The sequence below is a fragment of the Streptomyces sp. NPDC051207 genome, from assembly GCF_040682395.1.
GTDB lineage: Bacteria > Actinomycetota > Actinomycetes > Streptomycetales > Streptomycetaceae > Streptomyces.
In genome coordinates, this window is the sequence record NZ_JBFBAX010000029.1 from 33,686 (window position 1) to 48,289 (window position 14,604).

General features: G+C 70.4%; 12 protein-coding genes. 10 read left to right on the forward strand and 2 right to left on the reverse strand.

Annotated features, from left to right (window positions below; translation table 11 throughout):
- The first annotated feature begins 143 nt into the window (after positions 1 to 143).
- From yajC to relA, 5 genes are all read left to right on the forward strand, one after another.
- A complete protein-coding gene (yajC, locus tag AB0M97_RS24625) occupies positions 144 to 638 on the forward strand; it encodes a preprotein translocase subunit YajC (protein WP_365963130.1) in 495 nt (164 codons plus the stop codon).
- A 135-nt stretch (positions 639 to 773) separates the two neighbouring features.
- A complete protein-coding gene (secD, locus tag AB0M97_RS24630; RefSeq protein WP_365963131.1) occupies positions 774 to 2,546 on the forward strand; it encodes a protein translocase subunit SecD in 1,773 nt (590 codons plus the stop codon).
- Positions 2,547 to 2,550: 4 nt separating this feature from the next.
- Positions 2,551 to 3,681 carry a protein translocase subunit SecF gene (gene secF, locus AB0M97_RS24635; RefSeq protein WP_365963132.1) on the forward strand — a complete coding sequence of 377 codons (1,131 nt, stop codon included), beginning with the start codon at positions 2,551 to 2,553 and terminating at the stop codon, positions 3,679 to 3,681.
- The gene (locus AB0M97_RS24640; protein ID WP_365963133.1) at positions 3,678 to 4,217 is read left to right on the forward strand and encodes an adenine phosphoribosyltransferase; all 540 of its coding nucleotides are present in this window, start codon (positions 3,678 to 3,680) and stop codon (positions 4,215 to 4,217) included. The genes secF and AB0M97_RS24640 overlap by 4 nt, the downstream gene beginning before the upstream one ends.
- 194 nt (positions 4,218 to 4,411) lie before the next feature.
- Complete coding sequence (gene relA / locus AB0M97_RS24645) at positions 4,412 to 6,949, forward strand: GTP pyrophosphokinase (RefSeq protein ID WP_365963134.1); 2,538 nt, start codon at positions 4,412 to 4,414, stop codon at positions 6,947 to 6,949.
- A gap of 75 nt (positions 6,950 to 7,024) precedes the next feature.
- Here relA and AB0M97_RS24650 read toward each other — a convergent pair whose 3' ends face one another.
- Both AB0M97_RS24650 and AB0M97_RS24655 read right to left on the reverse strand, forming a co-directional pair.
- Positions 7,025 to 8,254: a DUF349 domain-containing protein gene (locus tag AB0M97_RS24650; protein ID WP_365963135.1), complete on the reverse strand. Its 1,230-nt coding sequence runs from the start codon at positions 8,252 to 8,254 to the stop codon at positions 7,025 to 7,027.
- 137 nt (positions 8,255 to 8,391) lie between these two features.
- Complete coding sequence (locus tag AB0M97_RS24655; RefSeq protein WP_365963136.1) at positions 8,392 to 9,210, reverse strand: peptidylprolyl isomerase; 819 nt, start codon at positions 9,208 to 9,210, stop codon at positions 8,392 to 8,394.
- 181 nt (positions 9,211 to 9,391) lie between these two features.
- Between AB0M97_RS24655 and AB0M97_RS24660 the strand changes: the two genes are divergently transcribed.
- The 5 genes from AB0M97_RS24660 to rpsD all read left to right on the forward strand — a co-directional run bounded on the left by AB0M97_RS24660 (position 9,392) and on the right by rpsD (position 14,587).
- Positions 9,392 to 10,099 carry an MBL fold metallo-hydrolase gene (locus AB0M97_RS24660; RefSeq protein WP_365963137.1) on the forward strand — a complete coding sequence of 236 codons (708 nt, stop codon included), beginning with the start codon at positions 9,392 to 9,394 and terminating at the stop codon, positions 10,097 to 10,099.
- An 11-nt stretch (positions 10,100 to 10,110) separates the two neighbouring features.
- A complete protein-coding gene (hisS, locus tag AB0M97_RS24665; RefSeq protein ID WP_365963138.1) occupies positions 10,111 to 11,373 on the forward strand; it encodes a histidine--tRNA ligase in 1,263 nt (420 codons plus the stop codon).
- 198 nt (positions 11,374 to 11,571) lie between these two features.
- Complete coding sequence (locus AB0M97_RS24670; RefSeq protein ID WP_365963139.1) at positions 11,572 to 12,228, forward strand: vitamin K epoxide reductase family protein; 657 nt, start codon at positions 11,572 to 11,574, stop codon at positions 12,226 to 12,228.
- 44 nt (positions 12,229 to 12,272) lie between these two features.
- Positions 12,273 to 13,628: a replication-associated recombination protein A gene (locus tag AB0M97_RS24675; RefSeq protein ID WP_365963140.1), complete on the forward strand. Its 1,356-nt coding sequence runs from the start codon at positions 12,273 to 12,275 to the stop codon at positions 13,626 to 13,628.
- 344 nt (positions 13,629 to 13,972) lie between these two features.
- The gene (gene rpsD, locus AB0M97_RS24680) at positions 13,973 to 14,587 is read left to right on the forward strand and encodes a 30S ribosomal protein S4 (protein ID WP_029383113.1); all 615 of its coding nucleotides are present in this window, start codon (positions 13,973 to 13,975) and stop codon (positions 14,585 to 14,587) included.
- Positions 14,588 to 14,604 lie beyond the last annotated feature (17 nt).

Consider the following 14,604-nt stretch of genomic DNA (forward strand, 5'->3'; position numbering starts at 1 on the left):
AGGAACCCGGGTGCCATGCTGAGCGTTGTTCCTTGCGCGCGGACTCGCTTAGACTCCGCCGATGCCGCCTTTGCCGGTGGCATCGCACACCCCCAACCATCAGGCCGTTCACCAACGCGGTCGCGTGAAGGAAGTTCCGACCCGTGAGTCTCCTGACCCTCCTCCCGTTCATCGTGCTCATCGGGGCCATGTTCCTCATGACCCGCTCGGCCAAGAAGAAGCAGCAGCAGGCCATCGACATGCGGAACCAGATGCAGCCCGGTTCCGGCGTCCGCACCATCGGGGGCATGTACGCCACGGTCAAGGAGGTCAACGAGGACACGGTCCTCCTCGACGCCGGCCCCGGCGTCGAGCTGCTCTTCGCGAAGAACTCCATCGGTGCCGTCCTGACCGACGACGAGTACAACCGCATCGTCCACGGCATCGAGCACGACCTGAAGTCCGACGCCGACATCGTCCCGGACGACGCCTCCTCCCTCACCGAGACCGACGAGCCCTCCGCTGCCGCCGACTCCGACGACACGCCCGTCGACCTCGGCAAGAAGGACGAGGCCGCGGCCGACGAGCCGGCCGCCTCCGCCGAGGCGAAGACGGACGAGGCGCCGAAGAAGACCGACGGCGACTCCGAGGCGAGGTAGTCGCGCCCCGGGGCGTGCGGGCGCGGGCCCGCACACTCCTGGGCCTGCGCAGCTCGCACGGGGGATCCCGACACCATGTCATGCCGCCCGCGCGCCCACCCGGCGTGAGAGCGGCCCGAGAGGGAGTACGAGAAGGTGGCAGCACCTAAAAAGGGCCGGAACGCGAGCGCCCAGAGCAAGCCGGGGCGCTCGCTGGCCTTGATCCTGATCGCCATCGTGGCGCTCACCGGGGGAATGTACGCCTCCGGGCACACCACTCCGCGTCTCGGCATCGACCTGGCCGGCGGTACGAGCATCACGCTCCGGGCGGTTCCCGAGGCCGGCCAGGAGAACGCGATCAACAAGACCAACATGGACACCGCGGTCTCCATCATGGAACGCCGTGTCAATGGTCTGGGTGTCTCGGAGGCCGAGGTCCAGACACAGGGCGATCGCAACATCATCGTCAACATCCCCAAGGGCACCAACTCCAAGCAGGCCCGGGACCAGGTGGGCACCACCGCCAAGCTCTACTTCCGCCCGGTCGTCGCCACCGAGATCTCGGGCGGCGCCGCGCCGGCCAGCCCCTCGCCGAGTCCCTCCACCGGCGCGACCGGCAAGGACGGCGACGAGAAGGCGACCTCCTCGCCCTCCGCGGGCAGCTCCGCGACCCCGTCGGCGAGCGCCACCACGCAGGGCCGCCCCGCCAGTGACGCCCTGAAGGCCAGCCCCACCCCCTCCGCGTCCGCCTCCGGCAACGCCTCCCCGAGCGCCACGCCGTCCGCCGACTCCGGCGCACCCGCGGGCGACGCCAAGCTCCAGGAGCAGTACGCCGCGCTGGACTGCACCAAGCCCGCCGTCCGCGCCAAGGCCGGCGACGGCGCCAAGCCCGAGGACTCCACGGTCGCCTGCGGCCGCAACTCGCAGGGCCAGTGGCAGAAGTACATCCTCGGCCCGGCCGAGGTCGACGGCACGGACGTCGACGAGGCGCAGGCGGTCTTCAACACGCAGACCGGTGCCGGCTGGACCGTCACGATGGACTTCACGGACAAGGGATCCAAGAAGTTCGCCAGCATCACCGGCAAGCTGGCCAAGAACCAGTCCCCGCAGAACCAGTTCGCCATCGTCCTCGACGGCGAGGTCGTCTCCGACCCGTACGTCAGCCAGGCCCTCACCGGCGGCAACGCGGAGATCTCCGGCAACTTCGACCAGGAGTCCGCGCAGAACCTCGCCAACATGCTGTCGTACGGCGCCCTGCCGCTGACCTTCCGCGAGGACAGCGTCACCACGGTGACCGCGGCGCTCGGCGGCGAGCAGCTGGAGGCCGGCCTCATCGCCGGCGCGATCGGCCTGGCGCTGGTCGTCATCTACCTGCTGGTGTACTACCGCGGCCTGTCGTTCATCGCCATCGCCTCGCTGCTGGTCTCCGCGGCCCTCACGTACGTGATCATGTCGCTGCTCGGCCCTGCCATCGGCTTCGCGCTGAACCTCCCGGCCGTGTGCGGCGCCATCGTCGCCATCGGCATCACCGCGGACTCGTTCATCGTGTACTTCGAACGCGTCCGCGACGAGATCCGCGAAGGCCGCACGCTGCGCCCCGCCGTCGAGCGGGCCTGGCCGCGCGCCCGGCGCACCATCCTGGTCTCCGACTTCGTGTCCTTCCTCGCCGCCGCGGTGCTCTTCATCGTCACCGTCGGCAAGGTGCAGGGCTTCGCGTTCACCCTCGGCCTCACCACCGTGCTCGACGTGGTCGTGGTGTTCCTCTTCACCAAGCCGCTGCTCACGCTGATGGCCCGCCGCGACTTCTTCGCGAGCGGCCACAAGTGGTCCGGCCTCGACCCGAAGAGCCTGGGTGCCAAGCCCCCGCTGCGCCGCACCCGCCGTCCCGTCCATGCGGCCGCCGGCCCCGTCGACCCGAAGGAGGCGTGAGACGATGTCGAAACTCGGCACCCTCGGCGCCCGACTGCACCGCGGCGAGGTCGGCTACGACTTCGTCAAGAACCGCAAGATCTGGTACGGCATCTCCATCCTGATCACCATCACGGCCATCGTCGGCCTGGCGGTGCGCGGCCTGAACATGGGCATCGAGTTCCAGGGCGGAGCGGTCTTCACCACGCCCAAGAACACGAGCGTCTCCGTGGCCCAGGCCGAGGAGTACGCCGAAGAGGCGTCCGGCCACGACGCGATCGTGCAGCAGCTCGGCGACGGCAGCATGCGCATCCAGGTCGCCGGCATCGACACCGGCGCGGCCGACCGGATCAAGGACTCGCTCGCCGAGGACCTCAAGATCGACGCCGAGCAGATCAACGCGGACCTGGTCGGCCCCAGCTGGGGCGACCAGATCGCCGACAAGGCCTGGCAGGGCCTCGGCATCTTCATGGTCCTCGTCGTGATCTACCTGGCGATCGCCTTCGAGTGGCGCATGGCGCTCGCCGCGTTCGTCGCGCTGATCCACGACATCACCATCACCGTCGGCATCTACGCCCTGGTGGGCTTCGAGGTCACGCCGGGCACGGTGATCGGTCTGCTGACCATTCTCGGTTACTCGCTCTACGACACGGTCGTCGTCTTCGACAGCCTCAAGGAACAGACGCGGGACATCACCCGGCAGACCCGCTGGACGTACAGCGAGATCGCCAACCGGTCGATCAACAGCACCCTGGTGCGGTCGATCAACACCACGGTCGTCGCGCTGCTGCCGGTGGCGGGCCTGCTGTTCATCGGTGGCGGTGTCCTCGGCGCGGGCATGCTCAACGACATCTCGCTGTCGCTGTTCGTCGGCCTCGCCGCCGGCGCGTACTCGTCGATCTTCATCGCCACGCCGCTCGTCGCCGACCTCAAGGAACTCGAGCCGCCGATGAAGGCGCTCAAGAAGCGGGTGCTGGCCAAGCGCGCTCAGGCCGCGGCCAAGGGCGAGCCGCTGGACGGCTCCGCCGAGGACACCTCCGCCGAGGACGAGCTGGACGCGGACGCGGACGACGAGGCCCCCGCCGTCGTCGGCCCGCGCAGCCAGCCCGCGTCCCGTGCCCGGGGCCGCGGCCGCTCCTCGGGGAAGCGGCGATGACCGGCATCCAGGAGCTGCTCCTCAGCCGCATCCGGGACGTGGCCGACTACCCGGAGCCGGGCGTGATGTTCAAGGACATCACCCCGCTCCTGGCGGACCCGGCGGCCTTCACCGCGCTCACCGACGCGCTCGCGGAGATCGCCGAGCGGGCCGGCGCCACCAAGGTCGTCGGCCTGGAGGCCCGGGGCTTCATCCTCGGCGCCCCGGTCGCCGTCCGCGCCGGCCTCGGCTTCATCCCGGTGCGCAAGGCGGGCAAGCTCCCCGGAGCCACCCTCGGCCAGGCCTACGAGCTGGAGTACGGCTCGGCGGAGATCGAGGTGCACGCCGAGGACCTGTCCGCCGGTGACCGCGTCCTCATCGTCGACGACGTCCTCGCCACCGGCGGCACCGCGGAGGCCGCGATCCAGCTCATCCGCAGGGCGGGCGCCGAGGTCGCGGGCCTCGCGGTCCTCATGGAACTCGGCTTCCTCGGCGGCCGGGCCCGTCTGGAAGCGGCCCTCGCCGGCGCCCCACTGCAGGCGCTGCTCACCGTCTAGAGGATCTGCGGCCGGGCCGGACGCACCGGCACGGCAGCGCGGAGGCGGGTCCGGAGAAATCCGGCGCCCGCCTCTCGCGTTTCCCCGGTGGACAGGGCTCACAATGGTCTGAAGGGGATCCCCCGCTCCGGGATCGCTACCATGGGGTCTCCGGAGCCTGACCGAGGGACCCGGATCGTGCACGAGGAGCCCTCTTGCCAGACGAGGCCCAGCCCCTGACCGCCGCGAAGCCCGAGTCCGCCTCGGCCGCCGCGGCCAAGCCCGCGCCGAGCACGCCCCAGGCGAAGAACGACCCCAGCGGGCCGGTCCAGCACGCGCAGTCGGCGCCCGTCGACAAGCCGGCCGAGGAGTCCCGGCCCAAACCGGTGCCCGCCGAGCGCCCCGCGCAGCCTCCCGTGGTCCGCTCACCCGTCGGGCAGCCCGCACGCTCCGGCTCCTCCAACCGCGTCCGGGCCCGCCTCGCCCGGCTCGGCGTCCAGCGCGCCAACTCGTACAACCCGGTCCTGGAGCCCCTGCTGCGGATAGTGCGCAGCAACGACCCCAAGATCGAGACGGCCACGCTTCGCCAGATCGAGCGTGCCTACCAGGTCGCCGAGCGCTGGCACCGGGGCCAGAAGCGCAAGAGCGGCGACCCCTACATCACGCACCCCCTCGCCGTCACCACGATCCTCGCCGAACTGGGCATGGACCCGGCCACGCTGATGGCCGGTCTGCTGCACGACACCGTCGAGGACACCGAGTACGGCCTGGCGGACCTGCGCCGCGACTTCGGCGACGTGGTCGCGCTGCTCGTGGACGGCGTCACCAAGCTCGACAAGGTCAAGTTCGGCGAGGCCGCGCAGGCCGAGACCGTGCGCAAGATGGTCGTCGCCATGGCCAAGGACCCGCGCGTGCTGGTCATCAAGCTCGCCGACCGCCTGCACAACATGCGCACCATGCGCTACCTCAAGCGCGAGAAGCAGGAGAAGAAGGCGCGCGAGACCCTGGAGATCTACGCGCCGCTCGCCCATCGCCTGGGCATGAACACCATCAAGTGGGAGCTGGAGGACCTCGCCTTCGCGATCCTCTACCCCAAGATGTACGACGAGATCGTCCGCCTCGTCGCCGAGCGCGCCCCCAAGCGCGACGAGTACCTCGCCATAGTGACCGACGAGGTGCAGCAGGACCTGCGCGCCGCCCGCATCAAGGCCACCGTCACGGGCCGCCCCAAGCACTACTACAGCGTCTACCAGAAGATGATCGTCCGCGGCCGTGACTTCGCGGAGATCTACGACCTGGTGGGCATCCGCGTCCTCGTGGACACCGTCCGCGACTGCTACGCGGCCCTCGGCACGGTGCACGCGCGATGGAATCCGGTCCCCGGCCGGTTCAAGGACTACATCGCGATGCCCAAGTTCAACATGTACCAGTCGCTGCACACGACGGTCATCGGCCCCGGCGGCAAACCCGTCGAACTGCAGATCCGCACCTTCGACATGCACCGCCGCGCCGAGTACGGCATCGCCGCGCACTGGAAGTACAAGCAGGAGGCCGTCGCCGGCGCCTCCAAGGTGCGCACCGACGCGCCCAGGGCGTCCGGCAAGGACAAGGACGCCATCAACGACATGGCGTGGCTGCGGCAGCTGCTGGACTGGCAGAAGGAGACCGAGGACCCCGGCGAGTTCCTGGAGTCCCTGCGCTTCGACCTCTCCCGCAACGAGGTCTTCGTCTTCACCCCCAAGGGCGATGTCATCGCGCTCCCGGCCGGGGCCACCCCGGTCGACTTCGCGTACGCCGTCCACACGGAGGTCGGCCACCGCACGATAGGAGCACGGGTCAACGGCCGGCTGGTGCCGCTGGAGTCCACCCTGGACAACGGCGACCTGGTGGAGGTGTTCACCTCCAAGGCGGCCGGCGCGGGCCCCTCCCGCGACTGGCTCGGCTTCGTCAAGTCGCCGCGGGCCCGCAACAAGATCCGCGCGTGGTTCTCCAAGGAGCGCCGTGACGAGGCGATAGAGCAGGGCAAGGACGCCATCGTCCGCGCGATGCGCAAGCAGAACCTGCCGATCCAGCGCATCCTGACCGGCGACTCGCTCGTCACGCTCGCGCACGAGATGCGCTACTCGGACATCTCCGCGCTGTACGCGGCGATCGGCGAGGGCCACGTCTCGGCGCAGAACATCGTGCAGAAGCTGGTGCAGGCCCTCGGCGGCGAGGAGGCCGCCACCGAGGAGATCGACGAGTCGGTCCCGCCGTCCCGCGGCCGCAGCCGCAAGCGCCGCACCAGCTCCGATCCCGGCGTCGTCGTCAAGGGCGTCGAGGACGTGTGGGTGAAACTGGCCCGCTGCTGCACCCCGGTGCCCGGCGACCCCATCATCGGGTTCGTCACCCGCGGCAGCGGCGTATCGGTGCACCGCAGCGACTGCGTCAACGTCGACTCGCTGTCCCGCGAACCCGAGCGCATCCTCGACGTCGAGTGGGCGCCCACCCAGTCCTCGGTGTTCCTGGTGGCCATCCAGGTGGAGGCGCTGGACCGCTCCCGGCTGCTGTCGGACGTCACCCGCGTCCTGTCCGACCAGCACGTGAACATCCTGTCCGCGGCCGTCCAGACCTCCCGCGACCGCGTCGCCACCTCCCGCTTCACCTTCGAGATGGGCGACCCCAAGCACCTCGGGCACGTCCTGAAGGCGGTCAGGGGAGTGGAAGGCGTGTACGACGTGTACCGCGTGACGTCGGCGCGCAACAGGACGTAGACCCGCGCACGCGCACGACGAAGGGGGCTTGCCGTACCGCGTACGGCAAGCCCCCTTCGTCTCTGTCGGCGTGGGTCAGCCGCCGAACTCCTGCAGGCCCTTCAGAGCCTGGTCCAAGAGCGCCTGGCGGCCCTCCAGCTCGCGCTCCAGCTTGTCGGCCTTGGCGTTGTTGCCCTGGGCGCGGGCCTGCTCGATCTGGCGCTTGAGCTTGTCCACCGCTGCCTGCAGCTGGCCGGTCAGACCCTCGGCACGCGCGCGTGCCTCCGGGTTCGTCCGGCGCCACTCGGCCTCCTCGGCCTCCTGGATGGCCCGCTCCACGGCGTGCATCCGGCCCTCGACCTTCGGCCGGGCGTCGCGCGGCACGTGGCCGATGGCCTCCCAGCGCTCGTTGATCGCGCGGAAGGCGGCGCGGGCGGCCTTCAGGTCCGTCACGGGGAGGATCTTCTCGGCCTCGTGGGCCAGCTCCTCCTTCAGCTTCAGGTTCTCGGCCTGCTCGGCGTCACGCTCGGCGAACACCGAGCTGCGGGCGGCGAAGAAGACGTCCTGGGCGCCCCGGAACCGGTTCCACAGGTCGTCCTCGTGCTCGCGCTGGGCGCGGCCCGCGGCCTTCCACTCCGTCATCAGCTCGCGGTACCGGGCGGCCGTCGGGCCCCAGTCCGTCGAACCCGACAGCGACTCCGCCTCGGCGACCAGCCGTTCCTTGATCCGGCGGGCCTCCTCGCGCTGCGCGTCCAGCTGCGCGAAGTGCTGCTTGCGCCGCTTGGAGAACGCCGAGCGCGCGTGCGAGAAGCGGTGCCACAGCTCGTCGTCGGACTTGCGGTCCAGTCGCGGCAGGCCCTTCCAGGTGTCCACCAGCGCCCGCAGCCGCTCACCGGCCGCCCGCCACTGGTCGGACTGCGCCAGCTCCTCCGCCTCGGCGACCAGCGCCTCCTTGGCCCTGCGCGCCTCGTCGGACTGCTTGGCCCGCTGCGCCTTGCGCTCCTCGCGGCGCTTGTCCACCAGCTCCACGAGCTTGTCCAGCCGGACCCGCAGGGCGTCCAGGTCGCCCACCGCGTGATGCGCGTCGACCTGCTCACGCAGGTGGTCGATGGCCGCCATGGCGTCCTTCGACGACAGGTCGGTGGTCTTCACCCGCTTCTCGAGGAGGCCGATCTCGACAACCAGGCCCTCGTACTTGCGCTCGAAGTAGGCCAGTGCCTCGTCAGGGGAGCCTGCCTGCCAGGAGCCGACGACCTTCTCGCCGTCGGCCGTCCGCACGTACACGGTCCCCGTCTCGTCGACGCGGCCCCACGGGTCGCTGCTCACAGCGCCTCCTCCACATGATGCCTGCGAGGGGCTGTCGAGCTCCCCCGGGCATCGTCCACAGTTTCGTCACGGCCAACATAGGCGACCGGCGGGGCGGCTGTCCGCATCCCGCGCGACCGAAATTCCGCAGTTGGGGGTCAGGATTTCGTGACGGTCGCCTTGTTGATGACCACCGTCGCGTTCGGTGCTCCGTCACCGGCTCCGGTGCTCTCGCCCGCCTTGGCGATCTTCTGCAGCACCTTCATGCCCGACGCGGAGACAGTACCGAACGGGGTGTAGCTGGGCGGCAGCTTGCTGTCCTCGTAGACCAGGAAGAACTGGCTGCCGCCGCTGTTCTTCTGCCCCGTGTTGGCCATCGCGACGGTGCCCTTGGGGTAGGTGTTGCCCTTCAGGCTTTTGTCCTTCAGGTTCTCGTCCGGGATCGTGTAGCCGGGGCCGCCGGTGCCCTTGCCCGTGGGGTCGCCGCACTGCAGCACGTAGATGCCGTTGGTGGTGAGGCGGTGGCACTTCGTGTGGTCGAAGTAGCCCTTCGAGGCGAGGAAGCTGAAGGAGTTGACGGTGTGCGGGGCCGCCGCCGTCTTCAGGTCGATGTCTATGTCGCCGCAGGTCGTCGCCAGCTTCATCGTGTACTGCGCGGACTTGTCGATCGTCATCGCAGGCTCCTTCTTCCAGGTCTGCGACGCGGCCTTGCCCGGGGCGGGCTTCTCGCACGGGTCGGGCGCCTTGCCGGGCGCCGACGCGCTCGGGCTGACCTCCGCGTTCGCGTTGGTCTTGTCGTCACCCTTGAGCGCCCCGGTCGTGTACAGCGCGACGCTGCCCACCACGACCACGCCGAGGACCGACGCGATCACGGCGTTGCGCATCCGCGCCTTGCGCCGTGCCGACGTGCGGCGCTGCTGCTGCCTCAAGAACTTCTCCCGGGCGAGCTGACGCCGCCGCTGCTCCTGGCTGACCACCGGGTTCTCTCCTCATGCGTCTCGTGTGCCGACCGGTACGCGTGCGTGGGGCGAGCCGGCCGCCTGCGTGTGCCCCGTACCGTATATGGGTTCACTGTGGAATCGGCAGCGCCGGTAGGCTCTGACCACGGGCGCAGCCCGGGCACAACCCCACCCGAACCGATACAAACGAAGGACGATCGTGCTCATTGCCGGGTTCCCCGCCGGGGCCTGGGGGACGAACTGTTATCTCGTCGCCCCCGCCGCCGGTGAGGAGTGCGTGATCATCGACCCCGGCCACCAGGCCGCCCAGGGCGTCGAGCAGACACTGAAGAAGCATCGGCTCAAGCCCGTCGCCGTCGTCCTCACCCACGGCCACATCGACCACGTGGCCTCGGTCGTCCCGGTGTGCGGCGCGCACGACGTGCCGGCCTGGATCCACCCCGAGGACCGGTACATGATGAGCGACCCCGAGAAGGCGCTCGGCCGTTCCATCGGGATGCCGCTGATGGGCGAGCTGACCGTGGGGGAGCCCGACGACGTCAAGGAACTCGCCGACGGCGCGCGGTTGGAGCTGGCGGGCCTGGAGTTCTCCGTCGCGCACGCGCCGGGCCATACCAAGGGGTCGGTGACCTTCCGGATGCCCGAGGCGGCGGACATTCCGCCGGTGTTCTTCTCGGGCGACCTGCTGTTCGCCGGTTCCGTCGGACGCACCGACCTGCCCGGCGGTGACATGGCCGAGCTGCTCGACTCGCTGGCCCGCGTGTGCCTGCCGCTCGACGACTCGACCGTGGTGCTGTCCGGCCACGGCCCCCAGACGACCATCGGCCAGGAACGCGCCACCAACCCCTATCTGCGGCAGGTGGCGGCCGGCCAGGGAGCGCCCCCGGCTCCCCGACGAGGAATGTGACGAGACCTTCCGTGAGCACCTTCAAGGCCCCCAAGGGCACGTACGACCTGATCCCGCCGGACTCCGCGACGTACCTGGCGGTCCGCGAGGCCATCGCCGCCCCGCTGCGGAACGCCGGCTACGGCTACATCGAGACGCCCGGCTTCGAGAACGTCGAGCTGTTCGCGCGCGGTGTCGGCGAGTCCACCGACATCGTCACCAAGGAGATGTACGCCTTCGAGACCAAGGGAGGCGACAGGCTCGCCCTGCGCCCGGAGGGCACGGCCTCCGTCCTGCGCGCCGCGCTGGAGGCCAACCTGCACAAGGCGGGCAACCTCCCGGTCAAGCTCTGGTACTCGGGCTCCTACTACCGCTACGAGCGTCCGCAGAAGGGCCGTTACCGCCACTTCTCGCAGGTCGGTGCCGAGGCGATCGGCGCGGAGGACCCGGCGCTGGACGCCGAGCTGATCATCCTGGCCGACCAGGCGTACCGCTCGCTGGGCCTGCGCGACTTCAGGATCCTGCTCAACTCCCTCGGCGACAAGGAGTGCCGGCCGGTGTACCGGGCCGCGCTGCAGGACTTCCTGCGCGGCCTGGACCTCGACGAGGACACCCTGCGGCGCGCGGACATCAACCCGCTGCGGGTGCTCGACGACAAGCGGGAGTCGGTCCAGAAGCAGCTCACCGGCGCGCCGCTGCTGCGCGACTACCTGTGCGACGCGTGCAAGGCGTACCACGAGGAGGTCCGCGAGCTGATCGGCGCGGCGGGCGTCGTCTTCGAGGACGACCCGAAGCTGGTGCGCGGCCTGGACTACTACACGCGCACCACCTTCGAGTTCGTCCACGACGGGCTCGGCTCGCAGTCCGCGGTGGGCGGCGGAGGGCGCTACGACGGCCTGTCCGAGATGATCGGCGGCCCCGCGCTGCCGTCGGTGGGCTGGGCGCTCGGCGTCGACCGCACCGTCCTGGCGCTGGAGGCGGAGGGCGTCGAACTCGAACTGCCGCCCTCCACCAGCGTGTTCGCGGTCGCCCTCGGCGAGGACGCGCGCCGCCTGCTGTTCACCAAGGTCACCGAGATGCGCAAGAACGGCATCGCGGCGGACTTCTCCTACGGCGGCAGGGGACTGAAGGGGGCGATGAAGGCGGCCCACCGGTCCGGCGCGCGCTACACCCTCGTGCTGGGCGAGCGCGACCTGGCGGACGGCGTCGTCCAGCTGAAGGACATGGAGTCCGGCGAGCAGACGGCGGTCGGCGTGAACGAGATCGTCGCCGAACTGGAGGCACGGCTCGGGTGAGGGCCCGGGGCCGGACGGCACGGCCGCCCGGCCCCGGGCCCTGCGTGGGCGGACGGCGTCCGGGCACGGCCACGCGTGCCTTCCTGTGCCGCAGCAGTGCCGGCGGATCTGTCCACAGCACGGTCGGCACACAGACAGGTGCGGCACAATGGCCCTGCCCGAAGCAGGCCCGACCCCTCGAGTGACGGAATCGGCGTGATGAGCAAGACGACAGTCAAGGACGTCTCCAGCGAGCCCGAGCCGGAGCGCGCCCCCGCCGCGTCGCGCGCGCAGGGCGGCAGCCGTGCCCTCGCCCTGCTGCTCGTGATCACCGGCGCGGCCGGACTGCTCGCCGCGTGGGTCATCACGCTCGACAAGTTCAAGCTCCTGGAGGCCAAGGCCGAGGGCAGGACGTTCACGCCCGGCTGCAGCCTCAACCCGGTCGTCTCCTGCGGCAGCGTCATGGAGAGCGACCAGGCCGCCGCGTTCGGCTTCCCCAACCCGATGCTCGGCCTCGTCGCCTACGGCATCGTCGTCTGCGTCGGCATGAGCCTGCTCGCCGGGGCCCGCTTCCCGCGCTGGTACTGGCTCACCTTCAACGCGGGCACCCTCTTCGGCGTCGGCTTCTGCGCCTGGCTGACCTTCCAGTCCCTGTACCGGATCAACGCCCTGTGCCTGTGGTGCTGCCTGGCCTGGGTCGCCACGATCGTCATGTTCTGGTACGTGACGTCGTTCAACATCCGCAAGGGCTTCCTGCCCGCCCCCGGCTGGCTGCGCGGCTTCTTCGGCGAGTTCACCTGGGTCATGCCCGTGCTGCACATCGGCATCATCGGCATGCTGATCCTGACCCGGTGGTGGGACTTCTGGACCGGCTGACAGCGGCCGACGCGTTGTCAGTGGGGTGATTTAGGGTTGCCGACGTGGAGCCCGACCTGTTCACCGCCGCAGCAGAAGAACGCCAGGAGAAGGACCCCGCGGGCAGCCCCCTGGCGGTCCGCATGCGTCCGCGCACCCTCGACGAGGTGGTGGGCCAGCAGCACCTGCTGAAGCCGGGCTCGCCACTGCGCCGCCTGGTCGGCGAGGGCGCCTCCGGACCCGCCGGACCCTCCTCGGTGATCCTGTGGGGCCCGCCCGGCACCGGCAAGACGACCCTGGCGTACGTCGTCTCGAAGGCCACCAACAAGCGCTTCGTGGAGCTGTCCGCGATCACCGCGGGCGTCAAGGAGGTCCGCGCGGTCATCGAGGGCGCCCGCCGCGCCGTCGGCGGGTACGGCAAGGAGACCGTCCTCTTCCTCGACGAGATCCACCGCTTCAGCAAGGCCCAGCAGGACTCCCTCCTCCCGGCCGTCGAGAACCGCTGGGTGACGCTGATCGCCGCGACCACCGAGAACCCGTACTTCTCGGTGATCTCCCCACTGCTGTCCCGCTCCCTGCTGCTCACCCTCGAACCCCTCACCGACGACGACCTCCGGGGCCTGCTGCGCCGCGCCCTCAGCGACGAGCGGGGCCTCGCGGACGCCGTCACCCTCCCCGACGACACCGAGGACCACCTGCTGCGCATCGCCGGCGGCGACGCCCGCCGCGCCCTGACGGCCCTGGAGGCCGCCGCGGGCGCCGCCCTCGACAAGGGCGAGACGGAGATCGCCCTGACCACCCTGGAGGAGACGGTCGACCGGGCCGCGGTGAAGTACGACCGCGACGGCGACCAGCACTACGACGTCGCCAGCGCCCTCATCAAGTCCATCCGCGGCTCCGACGTCGACGCCGCCCTGCACTACCTGGCCCGCATGATCGAGGCCGGCGAGGACCCCCGCTTCATCGCCCGCCGCCTGATGATCTCCGCCAGCGAGGACATCGGCCTCGCCGACCCGACCGCACTGCCGATCGCGGTCGCCGCCGCCCAGGCCGTCGCCATGATCGGCTTCCCCGAGGCCGCCCTCACCCTCAGCCACGCCACCATCGCCCTCGCCCTGGCCCCCAAGTCCAACGCCGCGACCACCGCCATCGGCGCCGCCCTGGAGGACGTCCGCAAGGGACTGGCCGGGCCCGTCCCGCCGCACCTGCGCGACAGCCACTACAAGGGCGCGGGCACACTCGGCCACGGCCAGGGATACGTCTACCCGCACGATCGGCCCGAGGGCATCGCCCCCCAGCAGTACGCGCCGGACGCCCTCAAGGACCGCGAGTACTACACCCCCACCCGGCACGGCGCCGAGGCGCGCTACGCGGACGCGGTCGAATGGACCCGCAAGCACCTCGGTCGGAAGCGCCCATGAGCAGCCTGTAGACTTGCCCGAAGTGCTGAGTCCCGTGTCCGGCCCCTCCCGAGGGAAACCGGCACCACCAGAGCGGGACATCCAGCCGGAGACCCGGCCCCCGGGCGGGGATCTCCAGGAGCGTCGCGCACCGGCGAACGGTGTCGCGGGCAGCCCACCACCACCCGGATTCCCGGGACCGGTCGGTGGGCCACTCGCGTGCTGCACGTATGTGCCCAGATCAGGGGAGCGGCTGCCCGGCAGGCCCGCGCAAGCGGACCCGCGGGGTTTCCCCGGCTGCGGATGCGACCTCCCCTAACCCTGGTGAAGCCGTATTCGCACACAGAACACGAGGTGTTTGGTTCATGGCGAACCAGTCCCGCCCCAAGGTCAAGAAGTCGCGTGCCCTCGGTATCGCGCTGACCCCGAAGGCCGTCAAGTACTTCGAGGCCCGCCCCTACCCGCCGGGCGAGCACGGCCGTGGCCGCAAGCAGAACTCGGACTACAAGGTCCGTCTGCTCGAGAAGCAGCGGCTGCGCGCCCAGTACGACATCTCCGAGCGTCAGCTGGTCCGCGCCTACGAGCGTGCGTCCAAGGTCCAGGGCAAGACCGGCGAGGCCCTGATCGTGGAGCTGGAGAAGCGCCTCGACGCGCTGGTCCTGCGTTCGGGCATCGCCCGCACGATCTACCAGGCCCGCCAGATGGTCGTCCACGGCCACATCCAGGTCAACGGCAAGAAGGTCGACAAGCCGTCCTTCGTCGTCCGTCCCGACGATGTCGTCCAGGTCCGCGACCGCAGCAAGGAGAAGACCCTCTTCACGATCGCCCGTGAAGGCGGCTTCGCCCCCGACGGCGAGACCCCGCGCTACCTCCAGGTGAACCTCAAGGCCCTGGCGTTCCGCCTGGACCGCGAGCCGAACCGCAAGGAGATCCCGGTGATCTGCGACGAGCAGCTCGTCGTCGAGTACTACGCCCGCTGATCCGGCGGACGCAGTCA

Bases quoted from the DNA above. Each gene is read 5' to 3' on its own strand.
- secF (WP_365963132.1), top strand. From the start codon at position 2,551: ATGTCGAAACTCGGCACCCTCGGCGCCCGACTGCACCGCGGCGAGGTC.
- AB0M97_RS24640 (WP_365963133.1), top strand. From the start codon at position 3,678: ATGACCGGCATCCAGGAGCTGCTCCTCAGCCGCATCCGGGACGTGGCC.
- AB0M97_RS24670 (WP_365963139.1), top strand. From the start codon at position 11,572: ATGAGCAAGACGACAGTCAAGGACGTCTCCAGCGAGCCCGAGCCGGAG.
- rpsD (WP_029383113.1), top strand. From the start codon at position 13,973: ATGGCGAACCAGTCCCGCCCCAAGGTCAAGAAGTCGCGTGCCCTCGGT.